22 protein-coding genes are annotated in these 22,405 nt (G+C 57.0%); 13 read left to right on the top strand and 9 right to left on the bottom strand.

Annotated elements, in window-relative coordinates; translation table 11 throughout:
* Positions 1–133: 133 nt before the first annotated feature.
* Positions 134–1,699 carry an ABC-F family ATP-binding cassette domain-containing protein gene (locus AUC45_RS14710; protein ID WP_067604267.1) on the bottom strand — a complete coding sequence of 522 codons (1,566 nt, stop codon included), beginning with the start codon at positions 1,697–1,699 and terminating at the stop codon, positions 134–136.
* Between the two features lie 153 nt (positions 1,700–1,852).
* On the opposite strand from AUC45_RS14710, the gene AUC45_RS14705 reads away from it, so the two are divergent.
* Complete coding sequence (locus AUC45_RS14705; RefSeq protein WP_067604265.1) at positions 1,853–2,395, top strand: type 1 glutamine amidotransferase domain-containing protein; 543 nt, start codon at positions 1,853–1,855, stop codon at positions 2,393–2,395.
* A gap of 97 nt (positions 2,396–2,492) precedes the next feature.
* Here the strand turns inward: AUC45_RS14705 and AUC45_RS14700 are convergent, their stop codons facing one another.
* The gene (locus AUC45_RS14700; protein ID WP_067604263.1) at positions 2,493–3,305 is read right to left on the bottom strand and encodes an ion transporter; all 813 of its coding nucleotides are present in this window, start codon (positions 3,303–3,305) and stop codon (positions 2,493–2,495) included.
* Positions 3,306–3,485: 180 nt separating this feature from the next.
* Here AUC45_RS14700 and AUC45_RS14695 point away from each other — a divergent pair, with 180 nt between their 5' ends.
* The gene (locus AUC45_RS14695; RefSeq protein ID WP_067604259.1) at positions 3,486–4,418 is read left to right on the top strand and encodes a DUF4349 domain-containing protein; all 933 of its coding nucleotides are present in this window, start codon (positions 3,486–3,488) and stop codon (positions 4,416–4,418) included.
* 1 nt (position 4,419) lies between these two features.
* On the opposite strand, the gene AUC45_RS14690 is transcribed toward AUC45_RS14695, so the two are convergent.
* Genes AUC45_RS14690 through AUC45_RS14680 form a run of 3 tightly spaced genes read right to left on the bottom strand, consistent with a single transcriptional unit; the run spans position 4,420 to position 6,875 of the window.
* Positions 4,420–4,758 carry a 2Fe-2S iron-sulfur cluster-binding protein gene (locus tag AUC45_RS14690; RefSeq protein ID WP_067604257.1) on the bottom strand — a complete coding sequence of 113 codons (339 nt, stop codon included), beginning with the start codon at positions 4,756–4,758 and terminating at the stop codon, positions 4,420–4,422.
* Complete coding sequence (locus AUC45_RS14685) at positions 4,749–5,831, bottom strand: cysteine desulfurase family protein (protein WP_067604255.1); 1,083 nt, start codon at positions 5,829–5,831, stop codon at positions 4,749–4,751. Before AUC45_RS14685 ends, AUC45_RS14690 begins: the two co-directional genes overlap by 10 nt.
* 51 nt (positions 5,832–5,882) lie before the next feature.
* Positions 5,883–6,875 (bottom strand): cysteine desulfurase family protein, encoded by a 993-nt coding sequence (locus AUC45_RS14680; RefSeq protein WP_067604253.1) that lies wholly within the window; start codon positions 6,873–6,875, stop codon positions 5,883–5,885.
* A gap of 132 nt (positions 6,876–7,007) precedes the next feature.
* On the opposite strand from AUC45_RS14680, the gene AUC45_RS14675 reads away from it, so the two are divergent.
* Together AUC45_RS14675 and AUC45_RS14670 are read left to right on the top strand one after the other, a co-directional pair.
* Entirely contained in the window at positions 7,008–7,664 is a 657-nt protein-coding gene (locus AUC45_RS14675; RefSeq protein ID WP_067604251.1) for an alpha/beta hydrolase, read from the top strand.
* A gap of 449 nt (positions 7,665–8,113) precedes the next feature.
* A complete protein-coding gene (locus AUC45_RS14670) occupies positions 8,114–8,797 on the top strand; it encodes an energy transducer TonB (RefSeq protein ID WP_067604249.1) in 684 nt (227 codons plus the stop codon).
* Positions 8,798–8,848: 51 nt separating this feature from the next.
* On the opposite strand, the gene AUC45_RS14665 is transcribed toward AUC45_RS14670, so the two are convergent.
* On the bottom strand, positions 8,849–9,058 hold the full coding sequence (locus AUC45_RS14665) for a hypothetical protein (RefSeq protein ID WP_067604247.1): 210 nt from the start codon (positions 9,056–9,058) through the stop codon (positions 8,849–8,851).
* Positions 9,059–9,168: 110 nt separating this feature from the next.
* On the opposite strand from AUC45_RS14665, the gene AUC45_RS14660 reads away from it, so the two are divergent.
* The 4 genes from AUC45_RS14660 (at position 9,169) to AUC45_RS14645 (ending at position 14,904) form a co-directional block, all read left to right on the top strand.
* Entirely contained in the window at positions 9,169–9,531 is a 363-nt protein-coding gene (locus tag AUC45_RS14660) for a DUF3597 domain-containing protein (RefSeq protein ID WP_067604246.1), read from the top strand.
* Positions 9,532–9,557: 26 nt separating this feature from the next.
* Entirely contained in the window at positions 9,558–11,462 is a 1,905-nt protein-coding gene (locus AUC45_RS14655; protein ID WP_233998888.1) for a DUF885 family protein, read from the top strand.
* A 25-nt stretch (positions 11,463–11,487) separates the two neighbouring features.
* Positions 11,488–13,113, top strand: coding sequence for a cyclic nucleotide-binding domain-containing thioredoxin-disulfide reductase (locus tag AUC45_RS14650; protein WP_067604245.1), 1,626 nt, complete (start codon positions 11,488–11,490; stop codon positions 13,111–13,113).
* Between the two features lie 123 nt (positions 13,114–13,236).
* Positions 13,237–14,904 carry a DUF1570 domain-containing protein gene (locus AUC45_RS14645; RefSeq protein WP_082701224.1) on the top strand — a complete coding sequence of 556 codons (1,668 nt, stop codon included), beginning with the start codon at positions 13,237–13,239 and terminating at the stop codon, positions 14,902–14,904.
* Positions 14,905–14,909: 5 nt separating this feature from the next.
* Here the strand turns inward: AUC45_RS14645 and AUC45_RS14640 are convergent, their stop codons facing one another.
* The 3 genes from AUC45_RS14640 to AUC45_RS14630 all read right to left on the bottom strand — a co-directional run bounded on the left by AUC45_RS14640 (position 14,910) and on the right by AUC45_RS14630 (position 17,636).
* Positions 14,910–15,467 carry a DUF937 domain-containing protein gene (locus AUC45_RS14640; protein ID WP_067604241.1) on the bottom strand — a complete coding sequence of 186 codons (558 nt, stop codon included), beginning with the start codon at positions 15,465–15,467 and terminating at the stop codon, positions 14,910–14,912.
* Positions 15,468–15,531: 64 nt separating this feature from the next.
* On the bottom strand, positions 15,532–15,900 hold the full coding sequence (locus AUC45_RS14635; RefSeq protein WP_067604239.1) for a hypothetical protein: 369 nt from the start codon (positions 15,898–15,900) through the stop codon (positions 15,532–15,534).
* 128 nt (positions 15,901–16,028) lie between these two features.
* Positions 16,029–17,636 (bottom strand): phosphoenolpyruvate carboxykinase, encoded by a 1,608-nt coding sequence (locus tag AUC45_RS14630; protein ID WP_067604577.1) that lies wholly within the window; start codon positions 17,634–17,636, stop codon positions 16,029–16,031.
* A 334-nt stretch (positions 17,637–17,970) separates the two neighbouring features.
* On the opposite strand from AUC45_RS14630, the gene AUC45_RS14625 reads away from it, so the two are divergent.
* The 5 genes from AUC45_RS14625 to AUC45_RS14605 all read left to right on the top strand — a co-directional run bounded on the left by AUC45_RS14625 (position 17,971) and on the right by AUC45_RS14605 (position 22,402).
* Positions 17,971–18,807, top strand: a complete 837-nt coding sequence (locus AUC45_RS14625; protein WP_233998886.1) for a response regulator transcription factor — start codon at positions 17,971–17,973, stop codon at positions 18,805–18,807.
* Positions 18,800–20,386, top strand: coding sequence for a HAMP domain-containing sensor histidine kinase (locus AUC45_RS14620; protein WP_067604237.1), 1,587 nt, complete (start codon positions 18,800–18,802; stop codon positions 20,384–20,386). Before AUC45_RS14625 ends, AUC45_RS14620 begins: the two co-directional genes overlap by 8 nt.
* Before the next feature lie 11 nt (positions 20,387–20,397).
* The gene (locus tag AUC45_RS14615; RefSeq protein ID WP_067604235.1) at positions 20,398–20,835 is read left to right on the top strand and encodes an HPr kinase/phosphorylase; all 438 of its coding nucleotides are present in this window, start codon (positions 20,398–20,400) and stop codon (positions 20,833–20,835) included.
* 100 nt (positions 20,836–20,935) lie between these two features.
* The gene (rapZ, locus tag AUC45_RS14610; RefSeq protein WP_067604233.1) at positions 20,936–21,877 is read left to right on the top strand and encodes an RNase adapter RapZ; all 942 of its coding nucleotides are present in this window, start codon (positions 20,936–20,938) and stop codon (positions 21,875–21,877) included.
* A gap of 78 nt (positions 21,878–21,955) precedes the next feature.
* A complete protein-coding gene (locus tag AUC45_RS14605) occupies positions 21,956–22,402 on the top strand; it encodes a PTS sugar transporter subunit IIA (protein ID WP_067604231.1) in 447 nt (148 codons plus the stop codon).
* The last annotated feature ends 3 nt before the right edge of the window (positions 22,403–22,405 follow it).

Here is a 22,405-nt window from a genome sequence, read left to right as displayed (position 1 = left end):
AATCAGGCTCTGATTGGTCTTGATCTAAGTGGAACGGCCTAATTCGACGTTAAGTCTGGGATCGGACGGCACGAAAAGCAGCTTTGACGACACTAGGCGTCAAGGAATGGCCGCACGTGCGAGTTTGGCGGATTTAAAGCTCGATGATGCGATCAAATCCGACCCGTTCAATGAACGAGACGTCATGGCTCACCACCAAAAGTGCACCGTCATGATCTCGCAAGGCAGATTCGAGCACCTCTAATGACTCGATATCAAGATGGTTTGTCGGCTCATCGAGGATCAGCATCCATGGCGGGTTTAGCGCAGAGAACGCGACAGCCAATCCAGCTCTCAAACGCTCCCCACCGGAAAGCGAGCCCACGATCCGATCTGCCTCGATATTGCGAAAGGCAAACCGCGCACAGGCAGCATGGGCTGCCTCATTGTCCAGATCAGGATGGTGATCGCGCAGATTTTCGAGCACGCTTTTACTCGGATCAAGCAAGCCGATATGCTGATCGAGCATTGCTATGCGGCCCTCCGCTCTTTCGACTTTGCCCGCAGCCGGAGAGCCAAAACCTGCGATAATACGCAGCAAGGTAGTTTTGCCAGAGCCATTTGCGCCTCGCAATTCGACGCGCTCTGGCCCATCAATGCGCATCGTCCACGGGCCAAGACGGCGGTTGCCGACAGCAGCTTCCACTTGATCAAGCTGCACCAATTGCGCACCCGATGGGATGTCCGAAGCGGGAAGCTCGATCGACAAGGGGGTCACAATCTCGACCTTGCTTTGCGCCTCTTTGCGTTTCGCGTCCGCTTCGACAATCGCGCGATCACCCAATGCCTTGCCGCGGGCTGTGGTTTTTTCGGCCGTTTCCGCTCTTTTGTTGAGCAGGATCTTGGGATCGGATCCCTTCGCCGCGGTCGCTCGTCCTGCCTTGTCACGCTTGGCCTGATTCTCAAGGCGCGATTGTGCCTCCCGTCTTGCCGACTTTGCGGCAGCGTTTGCACGATCTGCTTCACCCGCTAGCCGTTCGCGTTCCTCGGCTCGGGCCGCTTCGAATTCCGACCAGCCGCCACCGAAATTGCGGACACTTTGAGGTGCGAGCGCCACGATCCGATCCACGCTTTCAAGAAGCGCTCGATCATGGCTCGCCACGATAACCCCGCCGTGCCAGTTCAGAACCAGATCGATAACTGCATCCCGGCCTGCGCGGTCCAAATTGTTGGTTGGTTCATCAAGCAAAACGAAATCGTGGGCTTCAATCATCAATCGCGCAATCCCGATGCGTGTGCGCTCGCCACCCGAAAAGCTCTCGATTTTTCGTTCCAGAGAGACATCCGTCAATCCGCATGTTGCCAATGCTGCATCAATTCGCGCGCTAAGATCCCAGTCTGCATTTTCCAAATCATCGCCGGTGCCATGCCCCGCGATGACCCGGCTAAGGACGGCGTGTTCTTCAGCGATGCCCAAAGCGTGCGCGGCGGTCCAATCTGCCGGGATATCCTGCTTCAGCAAACCGATTGATCCGGTGGCGGTAACGCTGCCCGAATTGGGTTTTACAAGTCCCGCTATCACTCGCAGCAGCGTCGATTTGCCGGAGCCATTGCGTCCGACAATCCCAACTCGCTCACTACCAACCGAAAGAGTGAGATTGTCGAAAAGCTGACGGCGCGATGGCGTTTGGACAGATATCTGGCTGAGAGTGATGTACAATTGGGAAGCTCGTCGCTGAAACGCGTCTCCTCGCTTCCTTGCTCGTCGCTCGGCGCTTTGTCCACCAGAGCGCCCGATAGCTTCCGATTTGGAACGATCACCCTTCCTTCCCTGTACGTGAGGTAACACCAAACACGAGCTTAAGGAGCAATCATGAAACGCATTTTGATCTTCGCAACCGATGGTTTTGAACAGTCAGAGCTAATGGAACCGAAGGCCAAGCTGGAAGATGCTGGCGCAGAAACCGTTGTCGCAAGTCTTGAAGAAGGTTCAATCAAGGGCTGGGATGAAAAAGACTGGGGCGAAAGCGTCGATGTCGACATTACGGTCGAAGAAGTCAGTGCCAATGATTATGACGCACTGCTGCTTCCAGGCGGACAGATCAATCCCGACGTCCTTCGTATGGACGAAAATGTGATCCAGCTGATCCGCGATTTTAACGATGCTGGGAAGCCGATTGCAGCGATCTGCCATGCGCCGTGGCTGCTTGTCGAAGCAGACATCGTCAAACTCAAAGTGGTAACTAGTTGGCCATCAGTCCGCACAGACCTGCGCAATGCAGGTGCCGAAGTAATCGATCGCGAAGTGGCCGTCGATGGCAATATCATCACAAGCCGCAATCCAGACGATATTCCGGCATTCACCGCCGCACTGGCCGATGCGATCGGTCTGCAGACGCTCGCAAAGGCGGCATAAGCAAAAGAAATACTCGTGACCGGCCATACCTCCCTACGCTGGCCGGGATCGATGCGAAGTCCCGTTGTGCCTTGTGGGCGTAGCGGGGCTTTTTGTGTCAGATATCGCGTTCTTTACGCAATGCCGCCATGTCGGCTCTCAGAGCTTTCAACTCGGAGATGATCTCTTCGCGCTCGGAATGCGCTTCCTCGTCAGTAGCCTCGGCCATGGCATTGACAATCACACCGATAAACAGATTGAGCACGATAAAGCTGGTGAGCAGAATAAACGGCACGAAGAAAGCCCACGCATAGGGGTACACCTCCATTACGGGGCGCACGATGCCCATGGACCAGCTTTCCAAGGTCATGATCTGGAACAGCGAATAAAGCGATGCGCCGATATTGCCGAACCATTGGGGGAATGCCTCGCCAAACAGCTTCGTTGCCATCACCGCGCTGATGTAGAAGAGCAGAACCAGCATAACGATCACCGTGCCAATGCTGGGGATAGCACTGAACAGCCCCACGATGACCTTGCGCATGCTTGGCACGACCGAAACGAGGCGCAATGCGCGAAGGATGCGCAAGGCCCGCAGAACCGAAAATTGATCGCCCGCAGGCATGAGGGCCGCACTCACGATCGCAAGATCAAAGACGTTCCAGCCTGACTTGAAGAACCGCCAGCCATAGGCCAGCAGTTTTAGCCCAAGTTCCACGACAAATATGGCAAGCGCCAGGCGATCTAGCTGCATCACCAAGGCGCCGACTTCGGCCATGATCGTAGGCGATGTCTCAAGGCCGAGGCCGATTGCGTTGATCACAATGACGGCGATGATGAAGCGCTCGAAAGGCTTCGATTCAACCAAAGCGCGCACCTTTGCGCGGATGCCTGTGGTCGGCAATTCGGAAGTCTGAACGCTTGCAGTCATGGAAGGGCAAATGGAGGGGAATTTCCCCCGGATCAATTGCTCTTGTGGGGTGGATCAAGAGAATATGGCTTGTGCTCGTCTCAATTGTGGCGTAATTATGGCAACATTAAGGCGGAAATGAGGCGTAGCTTGATGGAATGCCCCTTTTTCGCTTCCAATTTGGGCAGAGGAGTTTGGAACATGCGTAAAGCTTGGATTGTTGCCGGATGTGCAGCCATGGCGCTTGCCGCTTGTAGCGAAGCGGAAATGGCCGAAGGCGTCGCTGCAGATGCTTCCCTGGACATGGCAGTCGCCCCCTCTGAAGATATGGTAGCTGATGCGGGCGCTGCCGCCTCTCCAGAGCCACTCGATGCAGACAATCCCAGCGTTGGAGCGCCTCAGATCGCCTATCGCTATTCGCTCGGGTTTCGCCTTCCCAAAGAAGCCATAAAACCATTGCAGGAACGCCACGCCGATATGTGTGAGGCCAAGGGGCCGCGTGTGTGCCGGATCATTTCGATGGACCAGTCCGAAAGTGACGGCGATTATGCCTACGGCAATCTCCGCCTTGCAGTTGCGGCGCGCGAAGCGCGTGATTTCTCCAAGGCGCTGGAAGCAAGTTCAGGCGAAAGTGACGGCGAACTTACTTCATCCTCAATCCAGGGCGAGGACCTTTCCAAGCAAATCGTCGACACCGAGGCAAAGCTTCGCGCTCGCACCCTGCTGCGTGATCGGCTGATGGAGATTTTGCGCACACGTCAAGGAACAGTCGCCGAACTGGTCGAGGCTGAGCGCGGCGTTGCGCAGGTAAACCAAGAGATCGATCAAGCACAAAGCTGGCTTACCGAAATGCGCGGGCGCGTGGCTTTCAGCCAGATGGAAATCAGCTACAATTCGGGCAATCGCAGCTCGGGCAGCTTCACCGATCCGATCCGCGATGCGTGGAATTCGCTCGGCGGAATTCTTGGCTACACTATCGCGTTTCTCATGATGGCGGCGACGGCGCTCATCCCGATTGGCTTGCTGATCTGGATAGCCGTGCGCCTAGCAAAGTGGACACGGCGGGATTCAGACGAGAGCGAGGCGTTGGCCCGCGAAGTGATTGCCGACGCGGCGGCAGAAGAGACGACCTGACCTAGCCCATGCCTCTGGCGTCGCGCGCTTCGCTAGGAACGCTTACTGTCAATCCATCGAGTTCGGGCGTCAGCTCGATCTGGCAGGAAAGACGGCTGGTGCGGCGCGCGCCCGAGGCGAAATCGAGCATGTCCTCTTCTTCCTCCGAGGACTCGGGCAGTCGATCAAACCATTCTGCCGCAACGATCACATGACAGGTTGAGCATGCCATTTGCCCTTCGCAGGTTCCTTCTAAGGGAAGCCCTGCGGCCTGCCCCACGCGTAGCAAATTATCGCCGCGCTCAGCTTCCGCTTCATGCAAGTTGCCGCGCGGATCAACGAAGTTGACTTTCACCCCCATTGCTCCTGCTCCTTTGCAGCTTTGTTGATTGCATTGGCGGCCGTCTCAATCTCATCAATCGTGGTATAGCGCCCAAAGCCCAGACGGATCGATGATTTGGCCTGCTTGTCCGACAGACCTATCGCTTTCAGTACATGGCTCGGCCGGCCAGAACCGCTGGCACAGGCTGAGCCTGCAGAAAACATGATATCTCTGCATTCCGACATCAGCCTCGCAACATCTAGGCCGTCTTTTCGGATGTTGAGATTGCCCTGCCAACGCGCATCCTCACTGCCGTTCAACACCCAACCGTCGAACATCTCGCGCGCTCGGTTCCAGAGAGCGAGCGTATGCGCCGCGTCTTCCTCCATGCGCTCTTTGGCAAGCGCCGCCGCTGCGCCCATTCCCGCAATAAGGGCAGGCGACAGAGTGCCCGAACGAAGGTTATGCTCCTGCCCTCCTCCGGTTTGCACTTCGTTGAGCTCCACACCATCGCGCACCCACAAGGCGCCGACGCCCTTTGGCCCGTGAAACTTGTGCGCTGAAATCGCGATCATGTCGGCCTGCGTAACGGTAATCTTGCCATAGGCCTGTACCGCATCGACCAGGAACAGCGCGCCCGCTTCCTTCGCCTTTCGATGCCAGTCGATTGTCGGTTGGATCGTGCCGATCTCATTATTGACCTGCATCACCGCAACCATCCGCACATCATTCGGCATATCCTGTGCGGTGTTGCATTGTCCTTCCTTAGAGACATTCAGGACGTGCGATTTCCCCGCCGCATCAGCCGTGTCGCCAACGGCCGAATGTTCTATCGCCGAATAGGATACAGAGCCTTTATTCCCGCTTCCCCTGATTGCGAGATTGAGCGCTTCGGTCGCACTTCCAGTGAAAATGACTTTGCCGCCCGGCGGAAAGAGCGATGCGACTTTGTCGCGCGCTGCTTCGATTGCGGCAGCAGCTTGGCGCCCAAGCTTGTGCGAAGAATGCGGATTACCAAAACCTGTCCCCTCAGGCCCATCGAGCCACCGCAGCATGGCATCGCGCGCTTCGGGCGCGAGGGGAGTTGTGGCTTGGTAATCGAGGTAGATCATTGCTTTTGGCCAATACCCGCTCGCCCTGAGCTTGTCGAAGGGCTGTTTTTCCTATGCAAGCGAGCGCCAAGCCTCTGCAAATTGCTCCAGCTCGTCCGGAGTGGTCGACCATCCAATGCTGACCCTAATGGTGCGCGCAGCGACATCATCGGGCACGCCAAACGCATCAAGCACACGGCTCTTCTTGAGAGTTCCGGAGGAGCATGCGCTCCCTGCCGAAACGGCGAAGCCCATCGCGTCAAGACGGATCAGCAGCGCTTGTGCGGACATGGTGGGGTGGGCCAGAGCGAAAACATAGTCACATTGCTCGCCAAATCTCAAAACCTGGTCGCCAAATTCGTTCGCAAACTGAAGTCGCTCGTCACTGGTCGTTTCCCAATCGCCGGCCTCCAATGCCGCCGCCATGGCCAGAGCAGCGGGAGCATTTTCAGTGCCCTGCCGATAGCCACGCTCATGCCCTCCAATGGGTTCTAGCAAACTAAAGTCACGCACCAACAGCGCGCCTACACCGATCGGTCCGCCAAATTTGTGGGCCGAAACAACCAGCATATCTGCATTTGGCAGCGGCATCTTTCCGGCGCTTTGCGCGCAGTCAGAAAGCGTGAGCGGGCCCATATCACGCACCGTTTCAACCATCTGATCGACCGGATTTATCGTCCCGGTTTCCGAGTTGACGTGCTGCACTCCCAGCAATGAACCCGCGCCAAACGCAGTGTCGTCATTGACGATCTCCGCATCCGGCGCGGCTCTGAACACGGCGTCATGCTCCACCGCGCTCACGACACGGCGGTATACTTTCGCTCGGTTTAGCGCGATCCAGAGCGCCTCGCTCGCGCCGCTGGTGAAGATCAGTTCACCATCCCATCCGAGCGCCTTTTTGATCCGGTCGCGCGCGTCTTCGAGCGCCTGCTTTGCCCTGCGCCCTTCTGCGTGCGGGCTGGATGGGTTCGCCCATATCGCAAAGCCTTCCTCCATCGCGGCGCGCGCTTCGGGGCGCAGCGGCGAAGTGGCGGCGTGATCTAGGTAAATGCGATTTTTGGCCATTTGGGGCTTGGAACTGGCGCCTATTGAGAACGATTCTTAAAAAATTGCAGATTGCAACTGATCTCTATATAGGGCGCGCAAACGCTGGTGTCAGCCGACACTTTGCGCACCTTAAAAAAACAGGGTCTATCCATGCCATCAGTCATCTTTCCCGGTCCAGAGGGCCGTCTTGAAGGCCGTTTCTCTCCTCCACCGCGCCCGCGCGCACCTGTCGCGATGATCCTTCATCCCCACCCCGAAGGCGGTGGCACCATGAACGATCGGATCGTCCAGCGCCTTTACAAGACCTATGTCGATCGCGGCTTTGCCGTTTTGCGTTTCAACTTTCGCGGTGTGGGCCGCAGCCAGGGAAGCTTTGACAATGGCATTGGCGAATTGTCCGACGCCGCAAGCGCACTCGATTGGGTGCAGTCAATCCACCCTGAAGCGCAGACGACCTGGGTCGCCGGCTATTCGTTCGGCGCACTGATCGGCATGCAATTGCTGATGCGGCGCCCGGAAGTGCGCGGCTTCATCTCAATCGCTCCACCGGCAAACATGTACGATTTCAGCTTCCTGGCGCCGTGCCCTGCAAGCGGAATTTTTGTGCAGGGCGCCGCTGATACGGTGGTGCAGCCAAGCGCTGTGCAAAAGCTTGTCGATAAGCTTCGGACACAAAAGCACATCACAATCCACCACGATGAGATCCCTCGCGCCAATCACTTCTTCGAAAACGAAATCGAAGAAATGATGACGAGCGTCGACAATTACCTCGATTTCCGCCTCTCGCCGGATTGTCCAATCAAGTGATTTTGTGATCACTTGATTGTTTTTTGTTTTCCGCACCCCATCCGGGGTACAAAGTCCTCGCTCTTGCGACCTGAAGGTCGCGTCGCTGCGGGCGCCCGGTCGGGCTGGCGGGCCTTCGGCCCGTGCTCTGCGAGCTTATTTCAACCATGGGACAAGCGCGAGCTGCAGGCGAGCCAAAGGGCGGCCGCCCGCCCGCAGGTGCTCAAACCCGGTCGAAGCCCGGGTTTGAAATAGCACCGAGTATGAACTTGCGGAGTCGCTGCGGAAACACACAACCCGTTTCATTTCGCACACCAGTTTCATCCCGCGACGGGTCGCAAACAGCAACTCGAAACTATTAGGAAACAAGTACTTGGCTGTGTACGCTTCGATTCGAGCGGGCGGCCTGGCTCCCCCTCACATCTACAGCCCGGCCCACCTTGCTCGCGTAAGAATAAGGAGAGCCGCCCATGAATTACGCAAAACAAGCCAGTCGCCCCAGCCCAGTCGCCATGTTGGGCGCGCTAGGTGTTCCGGCTGCTTTTGGTGCCGTCCTGATCGCAGGTCTTGCGGTTACGGTCGTGATGACGGAGCCAAAACCCAATCCAACGGGCGTGATCGTCACTCCAAAACCGATCGATCCGCTTCCCCCGCCCCCAAAGACAGACCCGAAACCAAACCCCTCGCAAAGCCAGAACACCAGCCAGGTTGATAATTCGAACATCACCGCACCGCTGCCTCTGGTTGATCTTGGGAATTCCGGGCCGATTGCGGAATTGCCGGATTTCGGTGCTGATGTGATTGGCCCTGTCGACTTGGGCATTGATCGTCCAGCCCCTCCTCCATCGCCCATGTTTGATCCCGTGAAAGCAAGCCCAATCGGCAATCCGGGCAATTGGGTAACCGATAACGATTACCGCTCAAGCTGGGTCAGGCGCGGCTATTCAGGAAAGGCCAGTTTCACGCTGGAAATTACCGCAACTGGCAAAGTGCGCAATTGCTCGATCACGCGCTCGACGGGACACAATGCGCTTGATCAGGCGACGTGCAAATTACTCTCCGAACGGGCTCAGTTCAATCCTGCCAAGGATAGCAACGGTAATGCCGTCGCCGGGACCTATTCCAATTCGATCAATTGGAACTTGCCCAAATAAGACGAGTACCGAGCCACCTGCCAGTGCGTGGGTGGCTCACCTTTTCGCCAATCACTCCTCCAGCGATTGCGCCTGATCGAGCGGGCTTTCACCGCTGCCAGTCGGCAATGTCCAGATCAACACATTGGCAATCGCGATAATTGCGAGCAAAACCATCAGAGCCGGTTGCTTCGCCTCTCCGGTGCGCCGCCAAAGGAAAATCGCGCCGGCAATCAGCGCAAGCGCCGCCAGCATCACAATTGAAAGCACGATATCGGTCATCAGAGGTTCGGCACCCTTCCCAGGCGGATATTGTCAAATTACGTCAACGCACTGGAACATGCGCACCCAATCCGATACCTCGTATCAAGGCCTGAAAAAAGGAGGATCTAATGGGTATTTTCAGTTCGATCAAAAATGCGATCTGGGGTGATGACGAGGAAAAGCAGGAGGCTGCGCCTGCCCCGGCTGCTCCGGCGGCCAAGCCTGAGCGCGCGGCTATCAGCGAAGTCGATGTCGTTGCGCGTGTTAGTTCGATTCCCGGCGCTGAAAAGCTCAACTGGCGCACATCCATTGTCGATCTGATGAAGCTGTTGCGGCTCGACCCAAGCTATGAAAACCGCAAGGAGCTGGCGCATGAAATGGGCAACACCGATTATTCCGGCACGGCGGAAGACAACATCGCCCTCCACCGCTCGGTCATGAAGGCATTGGCAGATGCTGGCGGTATCGTGCCACCCGAACTAAAGGACTGATACATCCACTTCGGTTGAACTCTTCCATGGCGCGCGATACAGCCTGCGCCATGCAAGAAAGAGATACAAACATCACACGCCGTCAAACCCTTAAGGGGCTTGGCGGCGTTTCTGCATTGGCACTCGGTTCAGGAACGCTTGGCGCATGCGCGACGGCCGCCACCACCCCTAGCAATAGCGCACCGATGGCGCTCGCCGGTCCCGATGCGATGCTGGAAGAGATCGGCTATCGCATGCTTTCTCATGAGCCTGCTCGCGCAACTGGGCTCGGAGTGGATACGGGCAAATATGCTGAATGGCGCGGCACTTTCGGAACGCCCGGCGCAACGGGACGCGAAGCATACAAAGCCACTTTGAAACAGCTTCGCGAAGATGCGCGCCAGTATCCCAAAGAAGGGCTCACCCCCGATCAGGCCACCAGTTTTCAAGTCGTCGAAAGCGCATTCACCAATGCACTCGAAGGCATGGACCTTCCTTATGGAGACGTCGCGGTCGGCAGTTGGCGCAACGCGCCCTATGTCGTGATCCAGAATGTCGGCGCATACATCGACCTGCCGCGCTTCATGTCCTCCACCCAGCCGGTGAAATCAGAAGAAGACATCTACTACTACCTAAATCGTCTCTCCCAGATACCCAGCGTGCTCGACGGTGAAACCGAGCGAATGCAATCAGCACGCGGCCTTGGCGTCATTCCGCCTGATTTCCTGCTCGATAAAGCCATCACGCAGATGGAATCTTCTATCGCCGATGCTGCGACAGGCGGCATCTACACCGGCGCGTTCACCAGCCAGATCACGGAAAATTTCGGCGAAGAGGCATTGGGCGAGAAGGGCGAATACGCATACGGCATCGTCACAAACGACATCGCGCCTGCGCTCGAACGCCAGCTTGAAGAACTCAAGACGCAGCGCGCGCTTGCAAAATCGGATGCAGGCATGTGGGCACAGCCCGATGGCGATGAGTGGTATGATTGGGCAACCAGAGCATCGACGACCACCAAATTGAGCGCGGACGAGATTCATGAACAGGGTCTTGAAGAGCTTGCCGAATTGCACGCTCGGATGGAGCCGATCTTGCAGGAGATCGGATACACGAAAGGCACCGTGGGTGAGCGGATGCAGGCTTTATCCGAAGACCCGCGCTATCAATTCTCCGATGGCGACAAAGGCCGCGAGGAGATTCTCAGCTTTATCGATGAGCAGGTCTCTTACATCAAAGCGCAAATGCCGCGTGCATTCACGCAGCTCGTCGATCCGCCGTTTGAAGTTCGCCGTATTCCAATTTCCGAGGAACTGGGCGCACCAGGTGCCTATGGCGGCGGGGGGAGCAAGGATGGATCGATCCCTGGTCGTTTCTGGATCAATCTGCGCACCCCCGATCTTCATCGCAAATACGATCTGCCCGATCTCACCTTCCACGAAGCGATACCGGGCCATGTGTGGGAAGCGGCCTATTCCAATCGCCTGCCACTGATCCGCTCAATTCTCGCCTTTAACGCCTTCAGCGAAGGTTGGGCCCTTTATGCAGAACAACTGGCCGACGAGTTGGGCGCGTATGACGAATTCAAGGTCGGGCGCCTTGGTTATCTCCAGGCACTCGCATTTCGCGCATGCCGATTGGTCGTCGATACCGGTCTCCATTCAAAACGCTGGACCCGTCAGCAAGCGCGCAATTTCTTTGTCGAACGCAACGGCTCAAAGGAACAGGAAGTCGCCTCTGAAGTTGATCGATATTGCAGTTGGCCAGGCCAAGCTTGCGGGTACAAAATCGGCCATTCGGAAATCGTGCGGCAACGTGGCCGCGCGCAGACGGAATTGGGCGATGCCTACGATTTCAAGGCGTTTAACACGGCTGTCATCCTGGGCGGCAATTCTCCTCTCGACGTCGTCGACAAAACCGTCAGCCGATACATCACGAATGCGCGCACTTAAAACACCCGATCAATAGGAGCTTTGCATGGAAACCTTTGGTGAAGAACTGGAAACCATGCGCCGCGTGCCATTGGCCGATGCCCATGTCGAAGCGATAAGGGAAGCAGGCAGCGAGGTTACCTTCGAGGTCGGGCACATCGTCGCCGATATCGGCGATCCGATGGATCGATTTATCTATGTAATCGAAGGCGAGTTGGAGGTCGTAAATCCGTACACGGACGAACGATTGATGGAAGCGTCTCTGGGGCCGACCCAGTTCATGGGCGAGATCGGGTTTCTCAACCGTGCCACCAATTTTTTGAAAATGCGCGCTGCCCAGAAAACGCGCGCGCTTGAGGTTCCTCGCGAAACAATGCTCGATCTGATGGCCCGCATTCCGGAGCTTTCTGATCACATCATTACGGTTTTCGCAGCTCGAAGGCGCAAACAGTTCGAGCTGCGCAACAGCGCGGTGAAGATCATCGGGGCCGACCGCGATGCAGCCGTGCAGGCATGCGAGCGGTTCCTTTCACGCAATCGCATCCCGTTTCAAAGCTACGATATGGGCGCAAGTGATGCAGAAACGCTCGAAGTGTGCGAAATCACGCGCCACAAACCCTCGGTAATCCTCGGCGTTGAAGAAACTCTCGATGACCCTACCCCCCGCAAGGTCGCGCGCTATCTCGGGCTTGATCTCAACCTGTGTGACAGCTCCGATGTTGATCTGCTGATTGTTGGCGGCGGACCTGCTGGCGTTGCGGCGGCTGTTTATGCGGGGTCTGAAGGGCTGAACGCTTTGGTGGTCGAGGATATGGCCATCGGCGGCCAGGCAGGCACATCAAGCCGGATCGAAAACTACATGGGCTTTCCCACGGGTATCAGCGGCACGGACCTCACCTATCGCGGGCAAATCCAAGCACTCAAATTCGGCACTCGGTTTGCTATGCCGCGCCGCGTTGAAAAACTTATGCGACGCGAAGACGGCAGCTATTGTGCGACTTTGGATGAAGGCGAAAATGGTCGCGACGAAATCTGCGCCCGCGCCATTCTCGTAAGCACGGGCGTGCAATATCGTCGACTGCCGCTCGATAATCTTCGCGAACTCGAAGGGTCAGGCGTTTTCTATTCTGCGACCGAAATGGAAGCGCGCTTTTGCAAGAATACACAAGCCGTGGTGATCGGCGGCGGCAATTCAGCGGGGCAGGCAGCGATGTACCTGTCGCGCACCGCCAGCCATGTTCACTTGCTCGTGCGGTCCGATAGCCTTGCTGCATCCATGTCGAGCTATCTATCAAGCCGCCTCGAAGCTGACCCGCGCATCACCATTCACTACCACACCGAAGTGAGCGCATTGCATGGCGAAGACTGGCTGGACGCGGTCACCCTCAAAACCAAGGATGGCGAGAGGCGGTTGGATACGACGGCATTGTTCATCATGATCGGCGCCGCGCCAAACACCGATTGGCTTTCCGGCTTAGTGGAGACAGATGAAAAAGGCTTCGTCATCACCGGGGTCGAAGCAGGTCGCGATACGCCTTTTGAAACCGGCACGGATGGCATATTTGCGGTGGGAGATGTGCGCGCAGGCTCTGTCAAAAGAGTGGCGAGCGCCGTGGGTGAAGGCTCTGTCGTGGTGAGCAGAATCTGGAACTATTTGGACAGCCTCGATTAAAACACTTCTCAGTTTCGGTCACAGCCTTACAAAAGACTGGCCAAAAATTCGCAAACCCTTATCGTTGCTGGGTAATTGATTGGCAGCAATGCGCGGTCATTCGCGCTGTTCGACGGGGATCAGATGGGGCTTTTCGGGAAATTATTTACGCTAATTGCGGCTTTCGGGCTGCTTTTTCTTGTACATCAACCTGCACAAGCCGCCTGGTACGAAGCATCAAGCGATCATTTCGTTGTCTATGCCGATGACAAGGAAAAGGACATTGCGCGTTTTGCTGAAAATCTTGAGCGTTTTCACAGTGCCATGGAAGCGCTCACCGGGCGGCGTGTAGAAAAGCCCAGCCCTTCCAACCGCGTCGTTATCTTCGTCGTTGGCAGCGAAAGGCAATTGCGAAAGGTCGCAGGCAAAGGCAGCCGCAACCTTGCCGGTTTCTATGTGCCGCGTGCTGGTGCAAGCCGGGCATTCGTCCAGACCATCCGTAACAAGAATGGCTATCCGGATTTCTCAACGATCGTCTTGATGCACGAATATGTGCACCACTTCCTCATTTCTTCTTCGCGATACGAAATGCCGCGCTGGTTGAGCGAGGGAGCGGCGGAATTTTTCGCCGCCGCTTCTTTCGAGAAAGATGGCGGCGTGCTGATTGGCCGCGTTGCACGGCACCGGGCTGCTGAATTGGCATATGCGCAGGATGTATCCGTTCGCGAACTTCTGGATCACGAGCTCTACGAGGAGAACCGCGGCAGGCGATACGATGCTTTTTACGGCCGTTCCTGGCTGCTCTATCACTACCTGACCTTCAATCCTGATCGCCGCGGTCAACTGGTCGATTATGCGCGCGCTGTTTTTTCCGGGTCATCCTCGATTGCGGCGGGTGAGGAAGTCTTCGGTGATCTCGACGCGCTTCAAAAGGAACTCGACACATATATGCGGGGACGTCGTTTCAGCATGTTGACGCTGCCGCCGCAGGACTTGCCGATTGGCAAGATCACCATCCGCCGCCTGCCCGAAGGCGAAGCGAAGATGATGCCATTGCGCATCCGTTCGCAGCGCGGTGTAACCTTGGAGCAAGCAAAAGAACTGCTGCCAGAGGTCCGCGAAGTGGCGGCAAAATACCCCGACGATCCGGGTGTCTATGCCGCACTTGCCGAGGCAGAATTCGATGCAGGCAATGACGATAAAGCCATTGCTGCTGCAAACAAGGCGATCGCGCTCGATCCCAATCGGGCAAACCCTTATGTGCAGAAAGGCTATGCGCTTTTCCGCAAAGCCGACAACACTGACGGTGATGCACGAGATGCAGCCTATGAGGCGGCAATGGAGCCGTTTACCGCGCTCAACCAGATCGAAAACGATCACCCCATGCCGCTCATTTACTATTATCGCAGCTATGTGGAGCGCGGCGAGGAACCGCCTGAAAACGCCAAACACGCGCTTGAGCGGGCGGCGCAATTGGCACCTTTCGACAAGTCACTGTGGCTGAATGTTGCGATGATGCAGTTGCAGGAGGGCAAAATCGAGCTTGCTCGCCAGTCGCTTCAACCCATCGCCTATGATCCCCATGGCGGCGATTTCGCGGAGAAAACGGCCGCGCTTATCAAATCACTCGAAGACAAGCCCGATGGAACGCCTGTGAATGCGACTTTGGCAGGAGTGCAGGACGCGCCCTCAGATGTCTCCCCAGCCGATGATGACAGTGGGCAAGGAGCCGAATCTCTCGAGCCTGCCGGGGAAAGCGAAGAGGGTTCAGCCGAAGAAGTCGCTAACCTGGAGGCCGCGCACCAGCACTAGGGCGTTTAGCGCATCATCCCGCCAACAATTGATCCGAGGATGCCGCCCAGCGGATTATTGCCGCCGCTGCTTCCACTTGGCGCCGCTCCACCGCTGCTCGCCGACTTTGCCAGATAGCCTCCCACAGCCATGGCGAGGATGGGAAGCATCTTTTTGAGCATTCCTTCGTCAAGACCGGTGAGCGCAGCGACTTCCCCAGCCACCGAACGGCTCACATCCTTGCTGCCAAAGATATTGCCGAGGATATCGTTGCCGGGTTGCGTTGGCGTAGGGCTGCTTCCGAGCACGGCATCAAGCATCGCACCACCCAGCATTCCGCCAATGCCGCCTGATGACGCCCCGCCACCCGAGCCAGAGCCGCCGAGAATTGCCCCCGCGAGACTGCCAAGCCCGCCAAGCGGTTCCGGCGTTGAAGTTCCGCCAGTGGCGCTGCGCCCCATGCCCGCAACGATAGCGGGCAATAACGCGCCAGCCGCAGTCTTTGCGGTGCTTTCATCAATCCCAAGCTCGCGCGCCATCGATGAAATCGCACCCGTTTGTTGCAGCATTTGTGCAAGGCTCATATCAGCCCTCCCCTGATGTGTTTGAAGCTTGGCGCGTGCCCGCCGAGCAGGCCGGCACTGGGGCCTATTTCTTGCCGAACAGGCTCGATGCCATGCTGGTGATATCGTTCAAGGGATTGCCGTCGCCATCGCGATCAAGAATTCCCATGACGCCAGCAAGACCGCCCTCACCATCGGCCTGCAATCTGCTAGCGATGTCGCTCAGCGCATTCTCACCGCCGAGTTGCTCCATGATGCCGCCAAGCTGGCTTTGATCAAGGCCAGTCTTTTCCGCAGCCAGTTCCACCGTGTCCCCGTCCTCTGCGTGCGATGCACCGAGCGCAGCAACGGCTTTTTCAGCCATAGCAGGATCAATCCCGACCTTTTCGGCAAGGCTTGCAACCGTATCCGGCGAACCTGCCACCTGCTTCATAATGCCGTCGAGAATGCTCATAGTGATCCCTTTCCATTTCAGACTGGTACGCGATTCTTATCTCAGAGTGTGCGCTGCAATCCGGCAAAAGAAAAGGCCCCACTCGGCGTGCGAGCGGGGCCTTTACAAGATTAAACCTCGAGGCGTTTTTAGGCTGCGGCGGGTGCTGCCTGCCGGACGCCCTCGTCAACATGCGCTTCAAACTCAGCAAAGTTGTCAATGAAGAGCTGGACGAGTTTTGACGCGGTCGCATCATAGCCGTCTTTGTCTGCCCATGTGCTGCGCGGGTCGAGAATGGTCTGGTCAATGCCCGCTTCAGCGAGAACAGGCACATGCACAGGCACATCAAATCCGAAATTCGGATCAGCGCGGTATTCGACATTGTCGAGATCACCATCAAGCGCCGCATTCAACAGCGCGCGCGTCGCCTTGATCGGCATGCGATTTCCGACGCCGTATTTGCCGCCGGTCCAACCTGTGTTGAGCAGCCAGCATTGAACTGAACCTTTGGCAATGCGCTCTTTTAGAAGATTGCCGTAAACGCTTGGGTGACGCGGCATGAACGGCGCACCAAAACAGGTCGAGAATGTTGCCTCGGGCTCAGTGACACCAATCTCGGTGCCGGCCACTTTCGCGGTATAGCCCGATAGGAAGTGATACATCGCCTGCTCTGGCGTCAGACGCGCAATCGGAGGCAGAACCCCGAATGCATCAGCTGTCAGCATCACGACATTGGCAGGAACCGGGCCAAGGTTCTTCTCGGACGTGTTCGGAATGAAGTGGATCGGATAAGCACCACGCGTGTTTTCAGCGAGAGAATTATCGTCGAAATCAAGTTCGCGCGTCACCGGATCCATAACGACGTTTTCAAGCACGGTACCAAACCGGCGAGTGGTCGCATAGATTTCCGGTTCTGCCTCTTCTGACAGGCGGATCATCTTTGCATAGCAACCGCCTTCGAAATTAAAGACCGCAGTGTCGGACCACCCATGCTCATCATCGCCAATCAGCGTACGGCTTGCGTCAGCGGAAAGCGTCGTCTTGCCCGTGCCAGAAAGGCCAAAGAACACTGCTGTCTTGTTGTCAGCGCCGATATTTGCCGAGCAGTGCATCGGCATCACGCCCTTAGTGGGCAGGAGGTAGTTGAGGATGCCAAAGACGCTCTTCTTCATTTCCCCTGCATACTTGGTGCCGCCGATCAGGATTAGCTTTTCCGACAGGTTTACCGCGATCACGGTCTCACCACGCGTGCCGTGGCGCTCTGGGTCAGCGCGGAAACTGGGAAGATCGATGATGGTGTATTCAGGTGCGAAATCCGCAAGCTCATCGACAGTTGGACGTACCAACAAGGTGCGGATGAATAGGTTATGCCAGGCAAGCTCATTGATCACGCGCACATTGACGCGATGCTCTGGCTGCGATCCGCCGAAAAGGTCAGCCACATAGAGCGTATCCTTCTTGGCAACGGCTGCCATGAAGTCTTCTTTGAGCGCGGCAAAATGCTCGGGCGTCATGCTCTTGTTGACTTTGCCCCACCACACTGTGTCCTCGGTTTCAGCATCGCGGACGATAAACTTATCATTCGCGCTGCGGCCGGTGTGAGCACCTGTCTGCACAACGAGAGCGCCATCCTTTGAAAGGGCGCCTTCATCATTGGCGAGCGATGCTTCGATCAAAGCGGCCGTGCCGAGATTTGGGTGGATATCGGCTGTGGCAGTGATGCCCTGTGAAGCCAGCGAATGGGCGAGCGGTGTCAAAGTGATCTCCTGTGTCGAACCCGATTGCCGCGGATTGGATAATTGCTCAGACACTTAGTCCGGGGGAAAGCAACTTTGCCGATTCGTATTGGATCAGATCCCGTCCGTCGGCTTTTCATACTGGCCTCAACCCCCAGCGTAAACCGCTCAAATGGGCTAGGCTTACCCAATAGAGTAGGATTGAAGGCCACAATTGGTGGCCAAAAATTCCCCAATTCAAGACCATTCAGGCGGGGTTGCGAAGCTGCGCTGTAACGCTGGAATTGTTTAAGCCGCCGCTTAGCGCTAATCCATGCAAATACCCGCGGCCTTCGGGCTTTTCAGGAGCGTTCAAATGTCTGTAGAGACGCCGTCAATGTCCGATCAGCGCGATACACATTCGGCATCATCACCCGATGGCACTCCTCCATCTGACCGGGACGTTGCGAAAAACGCCGAAGCGAGCACCGCGCGCGATGAGACCGTCGAAATTGCGCTGGTCGATGATGATCGCAACATCCTTACGACTGTCTCCATCGCACTTCAGGCCGAAGGCTTTGTAACGCGCCTTTATTCAGACGGCGAAGCAGCGCTCAACGCTCTTATCGAGAATCCGCCTGATCTTGCCGTCTTCGATATCAAGATGCCAAAGATGGACGGGATGGAATTGCTAAGACGCGTGCGCGAGCACACCGCATTGCCCGTCATCTTCCTCACCAGCAAAGACGATGAAAGCGATGAAGAGGCGGGGCTAGAGCTGGGCGCGGATGATTACATTGCAAAGCCGTTTAGCCTGCGCCTTTTGACTGCTCGTATCCGCGCAATCCTGCGGCGCGCAGATCCCGGCCGCACCTTTGGCAATGAAACGCAGGACACAGAGCCTGCGCACTCCATCATCGCACGCGGCAGGCTCTACATGGACCCGGCCCGGCACCACGTCACTTGGAACAATCTGCCGGTCAGCCTGACAGTCACGGAATTTCTCATTCTCGAAGCCTTGGCTGCGCGTCCGGGCGTCATCAAAAGCCGCAATCAATTGATGGATGCGGCTTATCCAGACGACGTATTTGTCGATGATCGGACCGTTGACAGCCATATCAAGCGGATGCGGCGCAAATTTCGAGTAGTCGACCCAGAATTTGGAGCCATCGATACACTGTACGGAGCTGGCTACAGTTTCACCGATGGCTAAGGGGCAAGACAATGACGGCGACGCGAACAAACCGCCCGTCGTCCGCGCAAGGGAAAAGCTGACACGGAAAGGGCGCTTTGCGCTCACTGCGCGTATTCTTGTCGTGAATATCCTGCCGCTTGCCTTGCTGGGCGGCGGGCTGTTCTATCTCGACGTGTATCGCACACAGCTCATCAACGAACGCTTCAAGCTTGCCCGTATTGAGGCGCAGATTACGGCGGAGGCCCTTGCCGGGGCAACCCTTGAGCGTCAGCAAGCGCTTCTGGTTCAGATCGGTAAAGAACAGCGGATGCGCCTACGCATGTTCGATGCTGAAGGGCGCCTGTGGGCTGACAGCTTCGAGCTTGATGAGCCCGCTTTCGAATTCAACGATATAACCGATGATGACTGGGAGCAACGTTTTGCCCGGTGGCTCGATCGCACTGTGGACGCAATCGTCAGCGCAGAGCCCGTGCCCGATTATGTTGAGCCCGAAGCGATGGAAGCCGACGCGTGGCCCGAGCTTGCTCGGGCCAGGGAAGAGGGTCTAAGCCAAATTACGCTTTACGATTGGCCCGACGGAAGCCCCGTTATTACCGCCGCTGCCCCAGTGGGATTGAACGGCGCGACGTTGCTCACTGTGCGCAATCCGGTCGACATTACCGAAAGTGTGCGCGCAGCTCGCTCTGCTCTGGGCTTTGCAGTGATGCTCGTACTGTTCGCGTCGGCTTTGTTGTCGCTGTTTCTCGCTCGCACCATTGTGACCCCGTTGCGCGCTCTTGCAAAAGCAGCGGACCGCGTGAAGCAAGGCCGCGAACGCGAGGTGGAAGTTCCAAGACTGCCCGAACGCAGCGATGAAATTGGACAGCTTGCCCGGGCCTTTTCCGATATGACAAGCGCGCTTCGCCACCGCATCGACGCGGTCGATAGTTTCGCGGCTGACGTCGCGCACGAAATCAAGAACCCTCTCGCCAGCCTTCGCAGTGCGATTGAATCGTTGCCGCGCGTGGAAGACCCAAAGCTCAGCAAGGAATTGCTCCAGATCGCGACCCACGATGTCCGCCGGATCGACCGATTGGTGAGCGAGATTTCAGACGCGAGCAGGATTGATGCCGAACTGTCGCGCGCCACTTTTGAAAGCATCGATATGGCGGATCTGGTTCGCGCTATTATCGGCAGCCGCGAAAATCGCGCAGAAAACGATGGCCGCCCAATCGAACTTGATGCCCGCGGATACGCTGCCTTGGTGATGGGCGTCGGAGCCCGATTGGAACGCGTTGTCGAAAACTTGCTCGACAATGCAGTTTCATTCTCACCTCGCGGCGCTCCTATCGAAGTGCAGCTCGAAAACGATGGTGAATGCGTCACCATAAGAGTGTGCGACACTGGGCCAGGCATTGCCCAAGACGCCCGCGAAAAAGTGTTTCAAAGGTTCCACTCCATCCGGCCGGATGAAGAAGACTTTGGCAACCACTCCGGCCTCGGCCTCGCAATTGGCCGCGCCATTGCCGAAGCGCATGATGGATCACTGACGGCGGAAGCGAGGCCCGATGGCAAAGAGGGCGCTTGCCTGTCCCTTCGACTTCCCGCCGCGCAATAGGTGCGTTCTGAATGGAGCAAGAGCTCATCTTTGAAGGAAGCGGCGTCGCGATCAAAGGCCGCGCTTTGTTGATCGAAGGGCAGCCAGGCGTGGGCAAGTCCTCCCTCGCCTTAGCCCTGATTGATCGCGGGGCTGTTCTTATTGGTGATGATGCTGTGAGGTTGTCTCGGAGCTCTGCAACTCCACTTCTGGCTCATCCTCCGCCCAATATTGACGGTTTGCTGGAAATTCGTGGCGTCGGAATTGCAAAGGTCGAGAGCTCAGGAGATATCCCTGTCAGCCTCATTCTCTGCCTCGCCAGTGAAGTGCGAATGGCGGGCCCAAGACTGCCCGAAAGCCTTGAAGAACGAGATATGCTGGGCGTTCAAATCCCGGTCCTACCATTCATCGCTGGGCCCACAGCGCCTGCTCAAAGAGCAGAATGGGCGCTCAAGATGCACGGAATTTAGCTGTTTCTTGCGCATTCGCGGGAGCCTTGCCGCGCATTTACCTCACCATATGCTACGCATTTGGCACTTGCTCGGACAACTCCAGCGCGTACGATAAGGTATGGATCAGCCACTCGTCTCGAATGTCGCAAGCGATCAGCATGGGCCGCAGCGCCTGTTGCTCGTCACTGGCCTTTCGGGCGCAGGGAAATCCACCGCGCTAGATGTGCTCGAGGACCTAGGCTGGGAAACGATCGACAATTTCCCGGTCCGCCTTCTGAAACGACTGGTTGCAAAACCTGAGCAGCAGGCCAACCCGCAGCGCACGCCCATGGCAATTGGCTTTGATTCTCGCACGCGCGGGTTTGTTCCTTCCGACATCATCGATCTGGTAAAAGACCTCACCACGCGTGAAGATCTCGCGGTCACCTTCATGTTCATCGATTGCGCTGGCTCTGAACTGGAGCGTCGCTATAATGAAACTCGCCGCCGGCACCCTATGGCTCAAGGTCGGCCCGTCCAAGACGGCATCGCAGCAGAGCGCGAGCTGCTCGAACCCTTGCGCCGCTGGGCTGACATGGTGGTGGATACAAGCGCGCTATCGGTGAACGAACTCCAGCAGCATGTGCGCAATGTCTTCGGGGATCACGAAACCGGTGAAATGACGCTCACCATCTCGAGTTTCGGATTTGCAAGAGGCATGCCGCCGCTCGCCGATCTCGTTTTCGACATGCGTTTTCTCGACAATCCGCACTGGGTCGAAGGCTTGCGCGAGCTTACTGGACAAGATGCACCTGTGGGCGAACACATTGAAAGCGACCCGGCATTTGCGCAGGTTTTTGGCCAAATCCGCGATCTTCTGACTGATATGCTCCCCCGCTACAAAGCCCAGGGAAAAGCGTATGTCCACGTTGCATTTGGCTGTACCGGAGGGAGACATCGCTCAGTCTTTACGGCAGAACGCATGGCCCAGGACTTGCGCGAGGCAGGCTTTTCGCCCACTGTCCGCCACCGCAATTTGAGTTCGCGCGCTGCCGATGAAATCGAACGCGACAGCCGTTGATCTGAAAATGCCAACCACATTAAGTGTCGCGCTCTTTTGAGCCGCATCGACAGGGTAATAACGGATTTCACTTCACACATGATCGGACTGATCCTGGTAACGCATGGCCGTCTTGCCGAGCAATTCGTAGAAGCCATGGAACATGTCGTTGGCGCTCAAGAGGCCGTCGCGACCGTGTGCATCGGCCCCAATGACGATATGGAGGAGCGCCGTGCGGACATTGCGCAGGCGATTTCCGACGTTGATCGAGGCTCTGGAACCATCATCCTCACCGATTTGTTTGGCGGCACGCCTTCCAATCTCGCGATCTCACTGCTCGAAAAGGGCCGCGTTGAAGTCATTGCTGGGATCAATCTGCCCATGCTGATCCGCTTGGCTGGGGCGCGCAAATCGATGTCGGTGATCGAAGCGGTGGAGGCAGCGCAAACCGCTGGGCGCAATTACATCACCGTGGCAAGTGAATTGCTCGGCAATGACGACAGCAGCGAACCCGAGCCTGAGCGGGCCTCGGGCGGCAAAGGGTGAGAG

The sequence above is a fragment of the Erythrobacter sp. YT30 genome (genome assembly GCF_001542875.1).
Classification (GTDB): domain Bacteria; phylum Pseudomonadota; class Alphaproteobacteria; order Sphingomonadales; family Sphingomonadaceae; genus Erythrobacter.
This window is presented reverse-complemented; position numbering and strand designations above follow the sequence as displayed.

Coding starts and splice junctions, on each gene's coding strand:
- AUC45_RS14615 (WP_067604235.1), top strand. CDS start 20,398: ATGGAGCAAGAGCTCATCTTTGAAGGAAGCGGCGTCGCGATCAAAGGC.
- AUC45_RS14660 (WP_067604246.1), top strand. CDS start 9,169: ATGGGTATTTTCAGTTCGATCAAAAATGCGATCTGGGGTGATGACGAG.
- AUC45_RS14640 (WP_067604241.1), bottom strand. CDS start 15,467: ATGAGCCTTGCACAAATGCTGCAACAAACGGGTGCGATTTCATCGATG.
- AUC45_RS14650 (WP_067604245.1), top strand. CDS start 11,488: ATGGAAACCTTTGGTGAAGAACTGGAAACCATGCGCCGCGTGCCATTG.
- AUC45_RS14645 (WP_082701224.1), top strand. CDS start 13,237: ATGGGGCTTTTCGGGAAATTATTTACGCTAATTGCGGCTTTCGGGCTG.
- AUC45_RS14680 (WP_067604253.1), bottom strand. CDS start 6,875: ATGGCCAAAAATCGCATTTACCTAGATCACGCCGCCACTTCGCCGCTG.
- AUC45_RS14635 (WP_067604239.1), bottom strand. CDS start 15,900: ATGAGCATTCTCGACGGCATTATGAAGCAGGTGGCAGGTTCGCCGGAT.
- AUC45_RS14655 (WP_233998888.1), top strand. CDS start 9,558: ATGGCGCGCGATACAGCCTGCGCCATGCAAGAAAGAGATACAAACATC.
- AUC45_RS14695 (WP_067604259.1), top strand. CDS start 3,486: ATGCGTAAAGCTTGGATTGTTGCCGGATGTGCAGCCATGGCGCTTGCC.
- AUC45_RS14690 (WP_067604257.1), bottom strand. CDS start 4,758: ATGGGGGTGAAAGTCAACTTCGTTGATCCGCGCGGCAACTTGCATGAA.
- AUC45_RS14670 (WP_067604249.1), top strand. CDS start 8,114: ATGAATTACGCAAAACAAGCCAGTCGCCCCAGCCCAGTCGCCATGTTG.
- AUC45_RS14620 (WP_067604237.1), top strand. CDS start 18,800: ATGGCTAAGGGGCAAGACAATGACGGCGACGCGAACAAACCGCCCGTC.
- AUC45_RS14625 (WP_233998886.1), top strand. CDS start 17,971: ATGTCTGTAGAGACGCCGTCAATGTCCGATCAGCGCGATACACATTCG.
- AUC45_RS14685 (WP_067604255.1), bottom strand. CDS start 5,831: ATGATCTACCTCGATTACCAAGCCACAACTCCCCTCGCGCCCGAAGCG.
- AUC45_RS14675 (WP_067604251.1), top strand. CDS start 7,008: ATGCCATCAGTCATCTTTCCCGGTCCAGAGGGCCGTCTTGAAGGCCGT.
- AUC45_RS14605 (WP_067604231.1), top strand. CDS start 21,956: ATGATCGGACTGATCCTGGTAACGCATGGCCGTCTTGCCGAGCAATTC.
- AUC45_RS14705 (WP_067604265.1), top strand. CDS start 1,853: ATGAAACGCATTTTGATCTTCGCAACCGATGGTTTTGAACAGTCAGAG.
- rapZ (WP_067604233.1), top strand. CDS start 20,936: ATGGATCAGCCACTCGTCTCGAATGTCGCAAGCGATCAGCATGGGCCG.
- AUC45_RS14700 (WP_067604263.1), bottom strand. CDS start 3,305: ATGACTGCAAGCGTTCAGACTTCCGAATTGCCGACCACAGGCATCCGC.
- AUC45_RS14665 (WP_067604247.1), bottom strand. CDS start 9,058: ATGACCGATATCGTGCTTTCAATTGTGATGCTGGCGGCGCTTGCGCTG.